Origin of the sequence: Haloarcula sp. K1, from assembly GCF_001647155.1 — an archaeon.
In the GTDB taxonomy this organism is placed as follows: Archaea; Halobacteriota; Halobacteria; order Halobacteriales; family Haloarculaceae; genus Haloarcula; species Haloarcula hispanica.
This window is the reverse complement of record NZ_LRHL01000043.1, coordinates 752,886-768,825: the sequence shown is the minus strand read 5'-3', so window position 1 is coordinate 768,825 and position 15,940 is coordinate 752,886. Positions and strand designations below refer to the sequence as shown.

General features: G+C 63.9%; 14 protein-coding genes. 9 read left to right on the top strand and 5 right to left on the bottom strand.

What is annotated here, in order from left to right; genetic code table 11:
- Window positions 1-41 precede the first annotated feature (41 nt).
- The 6 genes from AV929_RS17410 (at window position 42) to AV929_RS17385 (ending at window position 7,011) form a co-directional block, all read left to right on the top strand.
- A complete protein-coding gene (locus AV929_RS17410; protein ID WP_064288845.1) occupies window positions 42-1,859 on the top strand; it encodes a flippase-like domain-containing protein in 1,818 nt (605 codons plus the stop codon).
- A gap of 380 nt (window positions 1,860-2,239) precedes the next feature.
- Window positions 2,240-3,082, top strand: coding sequence for a DUF726 domain-containing protein (locus AV929_RS17405; RefSeq protein WP_014041082.1), 843 nt, complete (start codon window positions 2,240-2,242; stop codon window positions 3,080-3,082).
- A gap of 256 nt (window positions 3,083-3,338) precedes the next feature.
- The gene (locus AV929_RS17400; protein ID WP_004517203.1) at window positions 3,339-4,304 is read left to right on the top strand and encodes a transcription initiation factor IIB family protein; all 966 of its coding nucleotides are present in this window, start codon (window positions 3,339-3,341) and stop codon (window positions 4,302-4,304) included.
- 451 nt (window positions 4,305-4,755) lie between these two features.
- Window positions 4,756-5,784 (top strand): site-specific DNA-methyltransferase, encoded by a 1,029-nt coding sequence (locus tag AV929_RS17395; RefSeq protein ID WP_050036949.1) that lies wholly within the window; start codon window positions 4,756-4,758, stop codon window positions 5,782-5,784.
- A 36-nt stretch (window positions 5,785-5,820) separates the two neighbouring features.
- Window positions 5,821-6,510: a type I 3-dehydroquinate dehydratase gene (locus tag AV929_RS17390; protein WP_064288844.1), complete on the top strand. Its 690-nt coding sequence runs from the start codon at window positions 5,821-5,823 to the stop codon at window positions 6,508-6,510.
- An 84-nt stretch (window positions 6,511-6,594) separates the two neighbouring features.
- Entirely contained in the window at window positions 6,595-7,011 is a 417-nt protein-coding gene (locus AV929_RS17385) for a zinc ribbon domain-containing protein (protein WP_014041085.1), read from the top strand.
- Window positions 7,012-7,047: 36 nt separating this feature from the next.
- Here AV929_RS17385 and AV929_RS17380 read toward each other — a convergent pair whose 3' ends face one another.
- The 5 genes from AV929_RS17380 to trpC form a co-directional block, all read right to left on the bottom strand.
- On the bottom strand, window positions 7,048-8,214 hold the full coding sequence (locus tag AV929_RS17380; RefSeq protein WP_008312369.1) for a 3-dehydroquinate synthase II: 1,167 nt from the start codon (window positions 8,212-8,214) through the stop codon (window positions 7,048-7,050).
- A gap of 186 nt (window positions 8,215-8,400) precedes the next feature.
- Window positions 8,401-9,204: a 2-amino-3,7-dideoxy-D-threo-hept-6-ulosonate synthase gene (locus tag AV929_RS17375; RefSeq protein ID WP_014041087.1), complete on the bottom strand. Its 804-nt coding sequence runs from the start codon at window positions 9,202-9,204 to the stop codon at window positions 8,401-8,403.
- A 26-nt stretch (window positions 9,205-9,230) separates the two neighbouring features.
- Window positions 9,231-10,112 (bottom strand): tryptophan synthase subunit alpha, encoded by an 882-nt coding sequence (gene trpA / locus AV929_RS17370; RefSeq protein ID WP_014041088.1) that lies wholly within the window; start codon window positions 10,110-10,112, stop codon window positions 9,231-9,233.
- Complete coding sequence (gene trpB, locus AV929_RS17365) at window positions 10,112-11,422, bottom strand: tryptophan synthase subunit beta (protein ID WP_050036952.1); 1,311 nt, start codon at window positions 11,420-11,422, stop codon at window positions 10,112-10,114. The genes trpA and trpB overlap by 1 nt, the downstream gene beginning before the upstream one ends.
- On the bottom strand, window positions 11,419-12,234 hold the full coding sequence (gene trpC / locus AV929_RS17360; protein WP_014041090.1) for an indole-3-glycerol phosphate synthase: 816 nt from the start codon (window positions 12,232-12,234) through the stop codon (window positions 11,419-11,421). Before trpC ends, trpB begins: the two co-directional genes overlap by 4 nt.
- Before the next feature lie 129 nt (window positions 12,235-12,363).
- On the opposite strand from trpC, the gene AV929_RS17355 reads away from it, so the two are divergent.
- The 3 genes from AV929_RS17355 (at window position 12,364) to AV929_RS17345 (ending at window position 15,916) form a co-directional block, all read left to right on the top strand.
- On the top strand, window positions 12,364-12,861 hold the full coding sequence (locus AV929_RS17355; RefSeq protein ID WP_044951990.1) for a GNAT family N-acetyltransferase: 498 nt from the start codon (window positions 12,364-12,366) through the stop codon (window positions 12,859-12,861).
- 100 nt (window positions 12,862-12,961) lie between these two features.
- The gene (locus AV929_RS17350; protein WP_004591222.1) at window positions 12,962-14,149 is read left to right on the top strand and encodes a redox-regulated ATPase YchF; all 1,188 of its coding nucleotides are present in this window, start codon (window positions 12,962-12,964) and stop codon (window positions 14,147-14,149) included.
- Window positions 14,150-14,275: 126 nt separating this feature from the next.
- Window positions 14,276-15,916 carry a methyl-accepting chemotaxis protein gene (locus AV929_RS17345; protein WP_064288934.1) on the top strand — a complete coding sequence of 547 codons (1,641 nt, stop codon included), beginning with the start codon at window positions 14,276-14,278 and terminating at the stop codon, window positions 15,914-15,916.
- Window positions 15,917-15,940 lie beyond the last annotated feature (24 nt).

Sequence of the window (15,940 nt, the reverse complement as noted above, 5' to 3'; positions counted from 1 at the left end):
GAACGGAAAGTACTTTTCACTCCGGGGATGACCAAGAGCGTATGACTGCGGTCGAGGTGAGCGTTGTTCTCCCTGCCTACAACGAGGCAGACACCATCGAGCAGACGGTCTCGATAACGCTGGAGACGCTCGCCTCGTTTCTCCCCGAAGACGCGTACGAAGTCATCGTCGCGGAGGACGGCTGCTCGGACCGTACACCCGAAATCGCGACGCGACTCGCGAACGAGGACAGCCGGATCCGACACGTCCACAGTGACGACCGCCTCGGCCGTGGCGGCGCGTTAGAGTACGCCTTCGAGCGGGCCGACGGCGAGACGCTGGTGTATTTCGATACCGATCTGGCGACGGATATGTCGCATCTCGAAGAACTGGTCAACGCCGTCCGCGTCGACGGCTACGACGTGGCGACGGGGTCACGGTGGATGCCCGAAAACCGAGCCGATCGACCCGCGAAGCGCGGGATTCCGAGCTTCGGCTACAACACGCTCGTTCGGACGGTCCTCCGCTCGGATCTTAAGGACCATCAGTGCGGGTTCAAGTCGTTCGACCGGCAGGCACTGGAAACGCTGTTACCCATCGTTCAGGACGAGCACTGGTTCTGGGACACGGAACTGCTCGTGAAGGCCCAGCGCAACGGCTATCGGGTGAAGGAGTTCCCCGTCGACTGGACGCCGAAGGGCGATTCGAAGGTCGACATCGTCCGGGACGTGTTTGGCATGGGCAGTCAGATACTCCGGACCTTCTGGGAACTGTCGGTTAGCCCCCGGATTACACGCGAGGTGTCGCTCGGCGCGGGGACGATGCTGGTCGTCGTCGCACTCCTGTTGATGACGCAGTATCTCGACCCCGACCGCGTGCTCGCGGAGATGGCGGGCGCAGCGCCGGAAATCGTCGCGCTGAGCGCCGTCGTCTATGCCGTCTCGTGGCCGCTCCGGGGTATTCGCTACCGGGACATCCTCGTCTCGATGGGGTATCGGGAGCGGTGGGGCTTCCTGACGGGTGCAATATTTATCAGCCAGACCGGGAATCTCGTGTTTCCGGCGCGGGCCGGTGATGCGGTTCGGGCGTACGTCATCAAGGCCCGGCGTTCGATTCCGTACCCCTCCGGGTTCGCGTCGCTGGCCGTCGAGCGCGTGTTCGACCTGCTGACGATCACGCTGCTTGCCGGCGCCGTCATGATCGGGCTGGCTGTAACGGGGTCGGCCGAGCAGTTGCTGACCGCGCTGACTGGTGATACCGTCGGCGGCGACGCGGCCAGCAGCGGGCGAACTGCCGTGGCCGTGGCCAGCGGCGTCGGCCTCGCGGCGATCGGGGCGGTGGTGGCTATCGTCGCCAGTGCCCGGAGCGACCGGAACTTCGTCCGGGCGGTCATCGGGCGGCTGAGCAGCGACTCCTACGCCGACTACGTCGCCGGCGTCATCGAAGGGTTCGTCGGCGACGTACAGACGGTGGCTGCCGACGGGTCGGCCTTCACCCGTGTCGGCATCGGAAGCCTCCTCATTTGGACGTTCGACGTGATAACGGCCCTGATCGTCTTCGCGGCCTTCGGATACAGCCTGACGCCGTCGCTGGTGGCCGTTGGCTTCTTCGCGGTCAGCGTCGGGAACCTCGCAAAGGTCCTGCCGCTGACGCCCGGCGGTGTCGGCCTCTACGAGGGTGCGTTCACCGTCATCGTCGCGTCCCTGACGCCGGTCGGCGTCGCCGCGGCTATCGGCGTCGCTATCGTCGACCATGCGGTCAAGAACGTCGTCACCATCATCGGCGGCGTCGCATCGATGGCCTGGCTCAACGTCTCACTGACGACGGCCGTCGAGGAGTCCCAGTCCGCCGACGCTATCGAACCGGAAACAAACGACTGAGCGCATTCTGACGCGCCCCGAAATAGCACTCCGTCGCTACTGGGATTGCGCTGGTAATACTCGGGACAGTACAACAGCACTCTACTGAGATTGCTCTTCTAGAGTAACAATTGAAACGATTTCCACACTGATCACACTGCCGTCCTGCGATCCGGTGTGCATTGATTTTCAGTGGCTACTGTAGCTACCAGTCTCCAGAGCGGCGTATTTCTTTACTAATATTATAAATAAGGGCCCTTTTACCAACAACGTTAATTATAATAGTTAATATTATATAATACGGAAAACTACGCAGTTCTGCTATGTTTCAACGTAGCATACAATCGAGCGAACTGGGCAGGCAAACGCGACGCAGTTTCCTCAAGGCCTCGACCGGTGCTGTGGCATCGGTAGCAGCACTCGGTACGAGTGGCGCTGTACGGGGCGGCAAGTTCGGCGGTGATGACGGAGAGTACACAGCTCCAGCGGAGTTCCCACTCGTTTCGACGCGTGATCAGTTCACTGACGACGCTGAACTGAAGTCCGAGTATACAGAGACAGAGTACGAAACAGTGGGGGATTGGGAGTCGACCCGGGCCAGCGACGATACGGAACTCGTCATCTTCGTCCACGGCTGGAGTCTCGGAGAGACGGATGCCAGAAACGCCGCCTACACCTGCCAGATCGGGCTTGAAGAGAACGAGTACGACCAGTTCACCGTGGGGTTCACCTGGGATGCCGATAAGGGCGACGGCATCGGCTGGAGCGAGGGTGTCGCCATCGCCAAACAGAACGGTCCGAAGCTCGCACAGTGGGTTGCCGACCACAACGACAGCGGTGGGCTTCCAGTCCGGGTAATCGGACATTCGCTCGGCGCAAAGGTGGCTGTTGAAACGATGGCGTCGCTTCACGAGCGTGGACGCGAAGACGCAGTCGAGTCGGTGACGTTACTGGGTGGCGCTATCGGTGAATCCGTCGTTGAGCTCGACGAGGCATACGGCGAGTCCATCGAGTACGCCACCACGTCCTTCGACAACTTCCACAAGGACGACGACGCGGTGCTGGGGACTGCATTCAGTGCTGCCGAGTGGGCGGAAGCGGTCGGTGAAACGGGTGTGCAGAGTCCCGATGACGCCCCCGAGAACTACACCGAGCACGATGTAACAGAAACCGTTGCGGACCACAATTCATACTACGAGCCTGGCGAAGGGTGTCTGCCCACTGTCGTTGAGACGTTCGAGTAGAGAGGGACGTGGCGGCGGTGACGCTACCAGTTGTATACGATTATAACCGGGTTGTGGGAAATCAGTCAAAAATACCCGGCAGCTATTATATGAATGGTCATGCGACTAATGCACAAACGTGGGTTTCGTGACGTGTATCGGTGGTCTCCATGACAATACCGGAATGTTTTAATGACTTTCGTTCGAATACAGTGTTACCGACTGCCTCCGGGTTCTGTGATGTCTCCCACCCGGTGAGCACCCGCCTTCGCAACCAATGAGTGAACACACACGGACGCGACAGCAACACGAGGAACAGACGACTGAGTCGACGGAATCGGAGAGCACTGCGTGCCCGGAGTGCAGTGGCTCGCTCGTCATCGACGACGAACACGGCGAAACGGTCTGTGAGGACTGTGGCCTCGTCGTCGAGTCCGACGAAATCGACCGCGGCCCCGAGTGGCGCGCATTCGACTCCAGCGAGAAAGACGAGAAGTCCCGCGTCGGCGCACCGACGACGAACATGATGCACGACAAGGGCCTCTCGACGAACATTGACTGGCGCGACAAGGACGCCTACGGCAACTCCCTCTCTGGCAAACAACGCCAGAAGATGCAGCGTCTCCGCAAGTGGAACGAGCGGTTCCGCACTCGCGACTCCAAGGAGCGCAACCTCAAGCAGGCCCTCGGTGAAATCGACCGGATGGCCTCCGCGCTCGGACTGCCAGAAAACGTCCGCGAGACGGCCAGCGTCATCTACCGCCGCGCGCTCGACGAGGACCTGCTCCCCGGCCGCTCCATCGAGGGCGTCTCGACGGCCTCCGTCTACGCCGCCGCCCGACAGGCTGGCGTCCCACGCTCGCTCGACGAGATTACGGAGGTCTCCCGCGTCGAGAAGAGCGAAATCGCCCGGACCTACCGCTACGTCGTCCGCGAACTCTCGCTCGAAGTCCGCCCCGCGGACCCCGAGAGCTACGTCCCGCGGTTTGCCTCCTCGCTGGAACTGTCTGACGAGGCCGAACACCGCGCCCGCCAGCTCCTCCAGAACGCCAAGGAACAGGGCGTCCACTCCGGCAAGTCCCCGGTCGGCCTCGCCGCTGCCGCAGTGTACGCGGCCGCCCTGCTGACCAACGAGAAGACGACCCAGGCTGCCGTCTCCGAGGTCGCCGACATCTCCGAGGTCACCATCCGCAACCGCTACCACGAACTGCTGGAAGCCGAGCAGGACCTCCCCGTCGCGTAAGCTCGGTATTTGCGTTGGATCGCTGTGAGAATCAGTTTTTGGTTGATGTTTCAAGCGGAGTATTTGCTACTGCAGCGGACAGTCTGAACAGCCAGAAAGCCCCGGCCGGCTGAACTCGGGGGACTCGCTGTGGTCCTCGCTCGCCATGCTCACTGCGGTCCTTACTTCGTCCGCCTTCGTTCAGCCGCCCGCCCCTTTCAGTCCCACCCGATGTCAGATGGCCAATCAGCTACGGGTGGGAGTGAAAGGGGCCGACCCGCTCCGGGAACCTCAGCGATGTAAGCACCTACTGGAGCGCAACGAGCCGGGGGACCGAAGCGGGTCGGGAGCTTTCTGGCTGTTTTCGGACGGTATTTCAAAATAAGGCACGGCCACCACAGAGCGACACACATCAACGACTCCCCCGACCGATAACCGCAAGACTAGAGTCGTCTCATCTGCTGGGACCGGTATGGAGACGACACACCGGGTTCGAACCGGTGACGCCCGTACGCTTGAGTGTCCCGACGACAGCGTCGAATTGGTGGTCACGTCCCCTCCGTACCCGATGATCGAGATGTGGGACGACATCTTCGCGGACCTGGACCCCGACATCGGGGCGGCGCTGGACCGCGGCGACGGTGACCGAGCGTTCACACTGATGCACGACGTGCTCGATGCGGTCTGGGCAGAGCTGAAACGCGTGCTGGTTCCCGGCGGCATCGCCTGCATCAACGTCGGGGACGCGACGCGGTCCCTGGAGGACGGCTTCCGCTCCTACCCCAACCACGCCGAAATAACCAACCGGCTGACCGACCACGGCCTGCGCGCGCTGCCGGATATCCTGTGGCGCAAACCGACCAACAGCGGCGCGAAGTTCATGGGCTCGGGGATGGTGCCGCCGAACGCCTATCCGACCCTGGAACACGAGCACATCCTCGTGTTCCGCAACGGGGAGCGCCGTCGCCTCGAACCCGGCGCTGACCGTCGCTACGAGAGCGCCTATTTCTGGGAGGAACGCAACGAGTGGTTCTCCGACCTCTGGGAACTGCCCGGCGAGACGCAGGGCATCGACGACGGGCTCCGGGACCGCTCGGGTGCCTTCCCGCTGACCGTGCCATACCGGCTCATCTCGATGTTCTCGGTGTACGGTGACACCGTACTCGACCCGTTTCTCGGCACCGGGACGACGACGCTGGCGGCGATGGTCGCTGGCCGGAACTCGGTCGGAGTGGACCGCGACCCGGACCTGCTGTCGGCGCTCGAAGACCGGGTCGCGGCCGCCCCGGAACGCTCTCGGACCATCGCTCAGGAGCGTCTCACCGACCACCGCTCGTGGGTAGAGCAACGGCGTGCCGACGGGAAAGAGCCGGGCTACGAGGCCGAACAGTACGACTTCGCGGTCAATACGAAACAGGAGCAACGGATTCAGTTCTACGCGGTCGACTCCGTCACGACGACCGATGACGGCTTCCGGGCCGCCCACGAGCCGGTCGAGTAAGCGCGGCTTTTTGTGTGGCTCCGTCGAAGCCGACCTATGGACTTCGAGTCGTTCACCCTGCTCGCCGCCACAGACGACCTCGGGGTGGAGCCGGCCGCCCGCGCTGACGCCGACGGGCTGGAGCTACGGATGGATTTCGCCGACGAGCCGCTGGCACAATTGGACGCTTACGACGGCGACCTCCCGATACTCGTCACGAACCGGCCGACGTGGGAGGGTGGCGAGGCCGCCGACACCGCGGGCCGCCTCGACGCGCTCGAAACCGCGCTCGAACACGACGCCGTGACGGCCGTCGACCTCGAACTCGCGGCGCTTGCGGGGGCTGGCGACCACGATGCCGGCCGCGTCGCCGACGCTGCCCGCGACCGCGGCGCGTCTGTCGTCGTCTCGACGCACAACTTCGAGTCGACGCCGGACCGCGACAACATCGTGAGTCGACTCGAACGGGCCTGTGCTCACGGTGACGTGGGGAAAATGGCCAGCACAGCCCAGTCGCCGGACGACGTACTGGCGATGCTCGGGGCGACCCGCGAAATGACTGCCAGAGGCGAGCAGGTCGCCACGATGTGTATGGGTGCAGCCGGTCGTCACTCCAGAGCCGTCGCCCCTGTGTATGGCTCCCGCATCGGCTACGCACCGGTCGACCCCGCTGACGCAACCGCGCCGGGGCAGTACGACCTCGCGACGCTCCGGACGCTGGTCGGACAGCTACAGAGCGACACCTGAACCGGTGGCCGCCGGTCACGGGGTTTTCCTCCGGACGGTGATCCTTCGGAAGATATAGGGGTATGCGAGACGGATTCGCGGAGTATGACTGACACAGGACGCAAGCGGCCGTTACTGGCCGTGGTGCTTGCGTTCATCTTCCCTGGGTTGGGACACTTCTACCTCCGCAAGTGGGGACGGGGACTGCTGTGGCTCGGATTATTGTTCATGCTGTCGGTGGTGTTCGTCGTCACTGGCGCTATCGACCCCGTCACCCAGTTGAGCCTAGAGGCTATCTCGTCGTCGTATCAGTCCAGACCCACCGAGGTGACAATCGGTTCGGTCGTGATCACGACGCTCAACGTCGTCGACGCCTACTGGGTCGCGGTCAACGAGAACCAGACACAGGAGGTCGAAGCCGGTATGACGTGTCCGAACTGCGGCAAGGAACTCGACGAGGACATCGATTTCTGTCACTGGTGTACAACGCAACTGGAACCGGTCGAGGCGGACCAGCAGTAACCTCCGGCTTGCGGTCCGTTCCGGGCCGAAGCCGGCTTACTTCTCGATGATACTTTCTTCGATCCGCTCGCCGAAGTGCGTCGCCGTGTCCTCGTGGTAGATGAGGATTTCGTCACCGGGTTCGAGGTTCGTGACGGCAGTTCGCCCGTCCCGGGTGTGGACTTTGATGGTCTCGGCGTTCTGGAGCAGCGTCTCGATGCGGTCGCCGTCCTCGGTTTCGGCCTGCACGCGGAACATCGGACGCTTCTCTATCTTCGCGCGGCCGACGATGGCCTCGCGAGTGTGCCCGTCTGCGTCGACGATCTGTACCTCGTCGCCGGACTGGAGTTCCGAGAGGTACTTCGTGCCGCCGTCGGGGGTCCGGACGTAGGCGTGGACCGCGCCAGCGTTGACGCGGAACGGCCTGCTGGCGACGTAGGGGGATTCAGCCGTCTCGGCGTGGACGAAAAAGAGCCCACGGGCCATCGAGCCGACGAGCATCCCTTCGTCGTGTTCCATCAGGCTGCCCGTGTCGATGCAGACGCGGTCAGCGGAGCCGGTCTGCTCAATGGCGGTGACCTCGGCGTACTCCAGGTCGAGCGATTCCCGCCCCATCTCGTCACGGACCTCCACCGTCTTGCGGATTTCGTCGAGGTCGTCGGTGTCCAGCAGGACGCCGTCAGCCCCGATTTCCAGCGTCTCGTAGGCCGTTCGTGCGTCCTCAGCGGTCCGGACACCGGCGATGAGGTCCGTCTCCTCGCCGACCCGGGCGATGAGGTTTTCGAGCGGAATGATCTGCCAGTTCTCGCCGATGACGATAGTGAAGTCGGCTTCGGCGGCGACCGCCTCGGCGAAGGCCTCGTAGTCCTCGTCGAAGATGCGGACGTAGCCGCCGTCGGGGGCGGCCCCGTTCTGCCGGAGCGTCGAGAGGTCCGCGGAGCCGGAGAAATCAGACGGGAGGTCGACCGTGCCGTCGCCCTCACCGTCTTTGCCGACGATGGTCGCATCGGCCTCTGAGTCCTCCGCCTCGGCCTCCATGACGTGGACGTCGCCGTTGGTGAACGCGGCGATGTTAATCTCGCCGAGTTCCGAGACGCGGTCGACGTCTTCCTCGTCGACCAGTACCCAGTCGACGCCGGCCTCGATACCGGCGGTTATCCGGCGTTTCCGTGTCTCCCAATCGCCGACCTCGCTGTCGGCTTTGAGCCAGACGCTTCGAGTCATACGCCCACGTCCGCAACGGCGGGGCTTGAACGTGGCGGAACCCGGGTCGGTCTGTCGGATGCCAGACAAGCAAGGGAGAAACGTGATCTGGCTCCGGTGAGGGAAAAGCCCACTCTGTTCTGTGGTTCGAGACTGCGTAATACGGCTATTGGTCCGTATCCGTGTCCAGTTGTCCTGATTTGGCCCCTAGGCCTCGACGGCCAGTCCGGCCTCGCGAAGCGCTTCCTCGGTGGTGGCGTCGTCGTGGACGACGGCTGAGACGGCACGGGCGATTTTCTCCGGTTCGTCGTGCTGGAAGATAGAGCGGCCCATCGAGACGCCGGACGCCCCGGCGTCCATCGTTCCCCGGACCATACGAACGGTGTCTTCGTCAGTTCCTTTCGAGCCGCCGGCGATGACCACTGGCAGCGACGTGGACTCGACGACGTGCTGGAAGGTCTCGGCGGAACCGGTGTAGCCGGTCTTGACGATATCCGCGCCAAGTTCCTCGGCCAGCCGGACGGCGTGGCCGACGGACTGGTTGTAGTCCTCGTTCTCGGAGTCGATGTCGGGGCCGCGGGCGTAGGCCATCGCCAGCACCGGCAGGCCGTACTGGCTGGCCTCAGTCGTCAGTTCGGAGAGTTCCTCGATCTGTTCGGGTTCGTACTGGCTGCCGACGTTGATGTGGAACGAGACGGCGTCGGCCCCGGCGCGGATGGCGTCTTCGACCGTGCCGGTCACCCGTTTGTCCTGTTCGTCCGGGCCGATAGTAGTAGAGCCGTTGAGATGCGTGATGTAGCCCGCGTCGTTCTTGTTCGGGTGGACTCGCCCGGCGATACCCCGCTGGGTGAGGACGGCGTCCGCGCCGCCGCTAGTGACCGCGTCGATAGTCGATTCGATGTCTTTGAGGCCCTTTACGGCCCCCATTGTGATGCCGTGGTCCATCGGGATGATGACGTATGTGTCGTCTGTCCCGATGCGTTCGAGTCGTGCGCGTTTTCCTGCAGTCATGATATGAGACAGTGTGGCAAGTACGATTATGTGCGTTCCGGTTGCGGTCGTTCTGCCGCGCCCCGGAGCGCACCGTCTTTGAGTTCACGAGCCTTCGCTTCGAGCCGGTCGGCCACTTCGTCGACTGGGTCGCCGTTCTCGTGACCCTCGGCCACGATATCGACCAGCGCGGAGCCGACGATAACACCGTCAGCGCCGGCAGAAACGATTCGCTCGGCGTGGTCGCCCGTCTTGATGCCGAACCCGACGGCCTTGGGCACGTCCCAGTCCGAGAGCCGGGCCAGCGATTCCTCGGTGGCGTCGTCCACGTCCTCGCGCGCGCCGGTGACGCCCAGGCGCGCCTGGACGTACACGTAGCCCGACACCTGTTCGAGCATCCGTTCGAGTCGGTCGCCTTTCGTCGTCGGCGCGACGATGAACACCAGGTCGAGACCGAACTCGTCGCAGGCCTGGCGGAGCGGGGCAGCCTCCTCGGCGGGCAGGTCCGGAACGACGAGGCCCTCGATGCCGACCGCGGCGGCCTTCTCGACGAACGGTCGGGGACCCTGGCTCGCGGTTTCACCGCTCGCGTTTTCCGAGTCGCTTCGCGACTCGCTATCTCCCTCACCATACTGATAGATGAGATTGTAGTATGTCATACACACCAGCGGCACGTCGACGTCGAGATCCTCGACGAACTCGAAGAAGCGGTCGGGCGTCATCCCGGCTTCCAGCGAGCGGACGATAGCGTTCTGGATGGTCTTGCCCTCCGCGATTGGCTCGGAGAACGGCAGGCCGAGTTCGATGACGTCTGCCCCGCCGCGGGCCAGCGCCTCGACGTACTCCAGTGAGGCCTCGTAGCTCGGATCGCCGGCCGCGAGGTACGGGACGAAGGCGGGCTCGTCGGCAAAGGCGCGTTCGAGCCCCATCAGAGGCCACCTCCGCCAACCCGCTCGAAGATAGACATGTCCGGCGCGATGTCGAGGTCGCGCTTGCTCGTCTCCTCGATGACCGTTTCGAGGTCCTTGTCGCCGCGGCCGGAGACGTTGACGATGACGGTGTCACCGACCTCGTCGTGGTGCTCTTCGAGATAGCCGAAGGCGTGGGCCGTCTCCAGGGCCGGGATGATACCCTCATCCTGGGAGAGCCGGTGGAACGCTTCCAGCGCGATATCATCGTCGACGTTAACGGGGATGACGCGGTCCTCGTCGACGAGGTGGGCCAGTTCCGGGCCGACACCGGCGTAGTCAAGCCCCGCGGACACGGAGTGGGATTCCATGATCTGGCCGTCCGAGTCCTGCAGGAGCTTCGTGCGCGCACCGTGAAGAACGCCCTCGTCGCCAGTCGAGAGGGTGGCGGAGTTGGGCGCGACGCCCTCCTCCTCGTCGACCTGGAGCGAGGAGCCGCCGGCCTCGACGGCGTAGAGGTCGACACGGTCTCGCGGCTCGTCGTCGCTCGACTGTTCCGGGGAGCGTGGCTCCCCGTCATCGTCGACGAAATGGGCAAACGTGCCCATCGTGTTCGACCCGCCGCCGGCACAGGCGAGGACCGAATCGGGCAGCCCGCCGGTCTTCTCGATGGCCTGCTCGCGGGCCTCCTCGGAGATTACCGCCTGGAAGTCCCGAACCATCTTCGGGAACGGGTGCGGCCCGACGATGCTCCCGATGACGTAGTGGGTGTTCTCGACGGTGGTCGCCCAGTCCCGCATCGTCTCGGAAATGGCCTCCTTCAGCGTGCCGCGGCCGACGGTCACCGGATTCACTTCGGACCCGTTGATTCGCATCCGGAACACGTTGGGGCGCTGGCGCGCGATGTCAGTCTCGCCCATGTAGATCTCACAGGGCATGTCCAGATGGGCCGCCGCCATCGCCGTCGCCGTGCCGTGCTGGCCGGCCCCCGTCTCGGCGATGATGCGCTCCTTGCCCATGTACTTCGCCAGCAGCACCTGGCCCAGCGCGTTGTTGAGCTTGTGCGCGCCGCCATGCAGCAGATCCTCGCGCTTGAGATACACGTCCGTGTCGTACCGGGCCGAGAGCTGGTCCGCGTACTGTAGCGGCGTCGGTCGGCCGCCGAAGTCGGCCAGCCGCTCCCGGAACTCGTCCATGAAGCCGTCCTCGTTTTCGAGCACGTACCGCTGGTAGGCGTCTGTCAGCTCCTCGATAGCTGGCATCAGCGCCTCGGGCACGTACTGTCCACCGTACTCGCCGAACTTGGGGTCGTGTGCGTCGTCAGTACTCATGTGTCTGTAGTCGTCGTTTCAACCGCATCAGTGTCCGCATCTGTTAGTCGCCGCGTGTTCGCTTCCACGTCCGTCGCCGCGTCGTGGTCCATGATCGCCGAGCCGATCAGCAGCGCGTCCGCACCGGCGTCGCGCATCCGTGTAACGTCGTCCGGCGTCTGTATGCCGCTTTCCGCAATGAGTGTGACGCCGTCCGGGACTTCGGGCGCGACGGCTTCGAACGTTCCGAGGTCGACCTCCAGCTCCGCGAGGTCGCGGTTGTTGACGCCGATGATGTCCGCGCCCGCGCCGAGTGCTTTCTCGACCTCTGCCGCGGTGTGGGTCTCCACGAGGACCTGGAAACCGCGCTCGCGCGCGGCCGTGAGGAGATCAGCAAGGTCGTCGGTCCCGTCCGCTTCGAGAAAGCGGACGATGAGCAGGACGACGTCCGCTTCGACGACGTCCAGCTGGCTCTCGTGGAGGACGAAGTCTTTCCGCAGGACGGGCACGTCGACGGCGTCGCGGACCCGTTCGAGCGTCGCCGCCGACCCGCCGAAGTGGTCCGGCTCGGTCAGCACGGACAGCGCCGCTGCGCCGCCCGCAACCATCTGTCGAGCGAGGTCGACCGGGTCGTCGGTCCGCTCACCGTCCGCGGTCGGGCTCGTAGGCTTGATCTCCGCGATGACCGGCGTCCGCCCGGCATTCTCGGCCGCTTCGAAGGCATCGGCCAGCGACCGGGGTGTCACCGAGACCCGGTCTCCGCCGCCACCGCGCTCCCGTGCCGCGTCGAGAATTGATTGGACCGCTGGTGCAATCTCCTCACTGTAGTCCATTACTGAACACTAACGTACAGAAGTGTACATAAGAGTTGCCCTATTATCTCAGGGGACGCAGAACGCAATAGTTCCTCGCGTTGTCAAACAGGCCACAGTTCTATATTGTTCCGCGGTGCATGTTCACATATGTCGTTCCAGACAGCCATCCGGCCGGCCGAATCGGTGGACATCGCGGATATACGGCGGATCGCCAGGACCACATGGCATACCGTGTACGACGACATCCTCGGAGCAGAAACCGTGGAAGAGCACCTCAAAGAGGGGTATGCGCCGCCGCTATTGGAGCAGATGATTGAACTCGAAGAGGTCGGCCTGTTCGTCTCGACGGCCGACGACGACGTGGTGGCGTACATGAGCTGTGGGATGACGGACGCGACCGGCTTCGGCGACCTCGATCTGTACGTCCACCCGGACTACTGGGGGGAAGGTATCGGGACGAAGCTGCTGCATCGCGGGGAACAGCACTTGCACGAGCTCTCCGTGCGGAAAATCCGCGACGAGGTGCTGGCCGAGAACGAGGTCGGGAACGCGTTCTACCGCGCACACTTCGAGAAGGTCGGCGAGCGGACGACCGAGGTCGGCGGACAGGAACACCCCGTCAACGTGTACGAGCGGCGATTGTAAACGCCGGCTCACATTCGCAGCCCACAGTACGTGTGTGACTCACACGCTCTCGTAGCTCGTGTAACAGCGTTTAAGCCGCTGAAACCGCTTCATCGGTGCAATGAGCTACAAGATCGGACTCGTCGGCAAGCCCTCTGTCGGCAAGTCCACGTTTTTCAATGCGGCGACGATGAACGACGTGCCCGAGGGCGCGTACCCGTTCACGACAATCGACCCGTCGATGGGCGAGGCGTACGTCCGCGTCGACTGCGCGGCCCCGGAATTCGATCACACCTGCACCCCGAATCACGGCTACTGTACCGAGGGCGTCCGGTTCGTCCCGACGAAACTCGTCGACGTGGCCGGCCTCGTCCCCGGCGCACACGAGGGGAAAGGGCTCGGAAACCAGTTCCTCACGGACCTCAACGAGGCCGATGTGCTCGTCCACGTCGTCGACTTCACCGGTGAGACTGATCTGGAGGGTGAACCCACCGAGGACCACGACCCGCGCGAGGACATCGACTTCCTCGAAGACGAACTGGATATGTGGTATCTCGACATCTTAGAGAAGGGTATCGAGCGCTACCGCTCGGGCTATCACGGCGAGGACAAGGCCATCGAAGACGACCTCGCCGAGCAGATGTCGGCGTTCAAAATCAACGCCGACGAGATTAAACAGGTCGTGCTCGCGCTGGACCTGGAACTCGACCCCGACACCTGGGACGACGAAGACAGAGAGGCACTCGCTCGGGAGATCCGCATCCGGACCAAGCCGATGCTCATCGCGGCGAACAAGATGGACACCCCGGAGGCTCAGGCGAACTGGGAACCGATCACCGAGGACCCGGAGTACGAGCACCTCACGTTCGTCCCCGTCTCGGCCCACGCGGAGAAGGCGCTGAAAAACGGCAACGAGCAGGGCGTACTCGACTACCGGCCCGGCGACGAAGATTTCACCGTGACGGCGGACCTGCCCGAGGAGAAGGCCGCGGGGCTGGAACAGATCCGGGAGTTCGTTACCGAGTTCGGCGGCACTGGCGTCCAGCAGGCGCTGGAAACCGCGCTGTTCGAGGAACTGGGCGCAATCGCGGTGTTCCCCGGCGCTCGCAAGCCACAGGAGGACGGCACCTTCCTGCAGGACTGTTTCGTCCTCCCCGACGGGTCGACCGCCGAGGACTTCGCGTACTTCCTGCACACCGACATCGGCGAAGGGTTCCTCCACGCGCACGACGTGCGCACCGAGCGACAGATCGGTGCTGACACCGAACTCGACCACCGCGACGTGGTCGAAATTACGACAACGAATTGACACTGCAAAACTCACCGCTGATACTCCGGGGGTGCGATTTTTCATGGGGCGGGAGTGAACGTGTCACATGCACCCCGAAAGGTCCAGTTCCGTAGTCTGTTTGGAATCGATGTCGAGGCGGTTTCGATGACGACGGCAGATGATGCGACGGGCCCGCTCGGCCGACTCATGCTTGCGGTCGGTACTGTGCCGATGGCAATCGAGCCGTACCTGCCGACGCCGCTCCGTCGGACGTTCAGCGTCCGTGTGTTCCTGCTGGCAGCAATGTCGATCGTGGGCGCACCGGCGCTGGCTATCGTCCTGTTTTCCTCCGTGACAGCCGCCGCGGTGTTCATCGGGTTTGTCGTCGCCGTGACCGGGTTTCTGGGCTACTGTGAGATGTACCGCGCGATAATCGAGATCAACCGAAAGGCGACGGCAGTCGACAACGGCCAGTACGACATCGACTTCGGTGTCGACCGGATCGACGAGGTCGGAGACGCATACACGAAACTCGAACGGGCCGCGGCCTCGCTCGGCCGGAACATCGAGGAGGCAAACGAAGCCCAGGAACGCGCCGAGGAAGCGCGCGAAGCAGCCGAAGCGGCCCGTGAAACCGCGGAGTCCGAGCGCAGTGAGATGGAGGCGCTGAGCAGTCACCTCGAACTGAAAGCGACCCAGTACCGGACGACGCTCGACGAGGCGGCCGACGGCGACCTGACCGCACGCGTCGACACCGACAGCATCAGTGACGCCATGGCGGCCGTCGGGACCGCGATCAACGAGACGCTGGCTGCCCTCGAGACTGCCATCGGCAGCGGCCAGTCGACCTCGACACACATCGCAACCGAGAGCGAAACCGTGTTGACTGACGGTCAGCAGGTCCGTGACGAAACGCAGTCCGTGGCCGACACCGCGTCCGACATCGCGGACGGAGCAGAAACCCAGCGCCAGCAGCTAGACGACGCGGCGAGCGAACTCAGCGACCTCTCGGCAACCGTCGAGGAAATGGCCTCCTCCGTGGCCGAGATCGCCGACCAGAGCAACACTGCCGCAGACCTCGGCCGAGATGCACAGCAGTCCTCGTCGGAAGCCCAGAGCGCCGTCGACGAGATCCGACACCACTCGACGAGCGCCGCGAGCGAGGTCCAGCAACTCGACGACATCGCCGAAGACATGGCCGAGATCGTCGAAGTCATCGACGGCATCGCCGAGGAGACGAACATGCTCGCGCTGAACGCCTCCATCGAAGCTGCGCGTGCCGGCCAGGCAGGCTCGGGCTTTGCCGTCGTCGCGGACGAAATCAAACAGCTTGCGACCGAGACACAGGCCGCCACCGCCGATGTGGAGGACCTCATCGGCTCGCTGCGGTCCCAGGTCGGGACGTCCGTCGACGCCATGGAGACGATGGAAGACGCTGTCGACCGCGGAAGCAACACTATCTCCGAGACCATTACGACGCTTGAAGACGTGGTCGACGCCACTGTCGATGTCAACGGCGGCATTCAGGAGATCGACCGGGCGACCGACCAGCAGGCGACCAGCGCGCAGGAAGTCGTGCGGATAATCGACGACATCAACGATATCGCCGGTGACACCGCAACTGACGCCCGTGAGATGGCCACCACGGTCGATCAGCAGGGCCAGACCGTTGCCGGGATGGTCGACTCGGTGGAGCGGTTCGCCGACGACGCCGACACGCTCCACGACGAACTCTCACAGTTCGAGACCGCCGAGACCGACGTCGTGGACACGCCCGCCGGCCCCGGCTCCGCTACGGGTGACTGAGACGAATTGGGTACCCGTATCCCA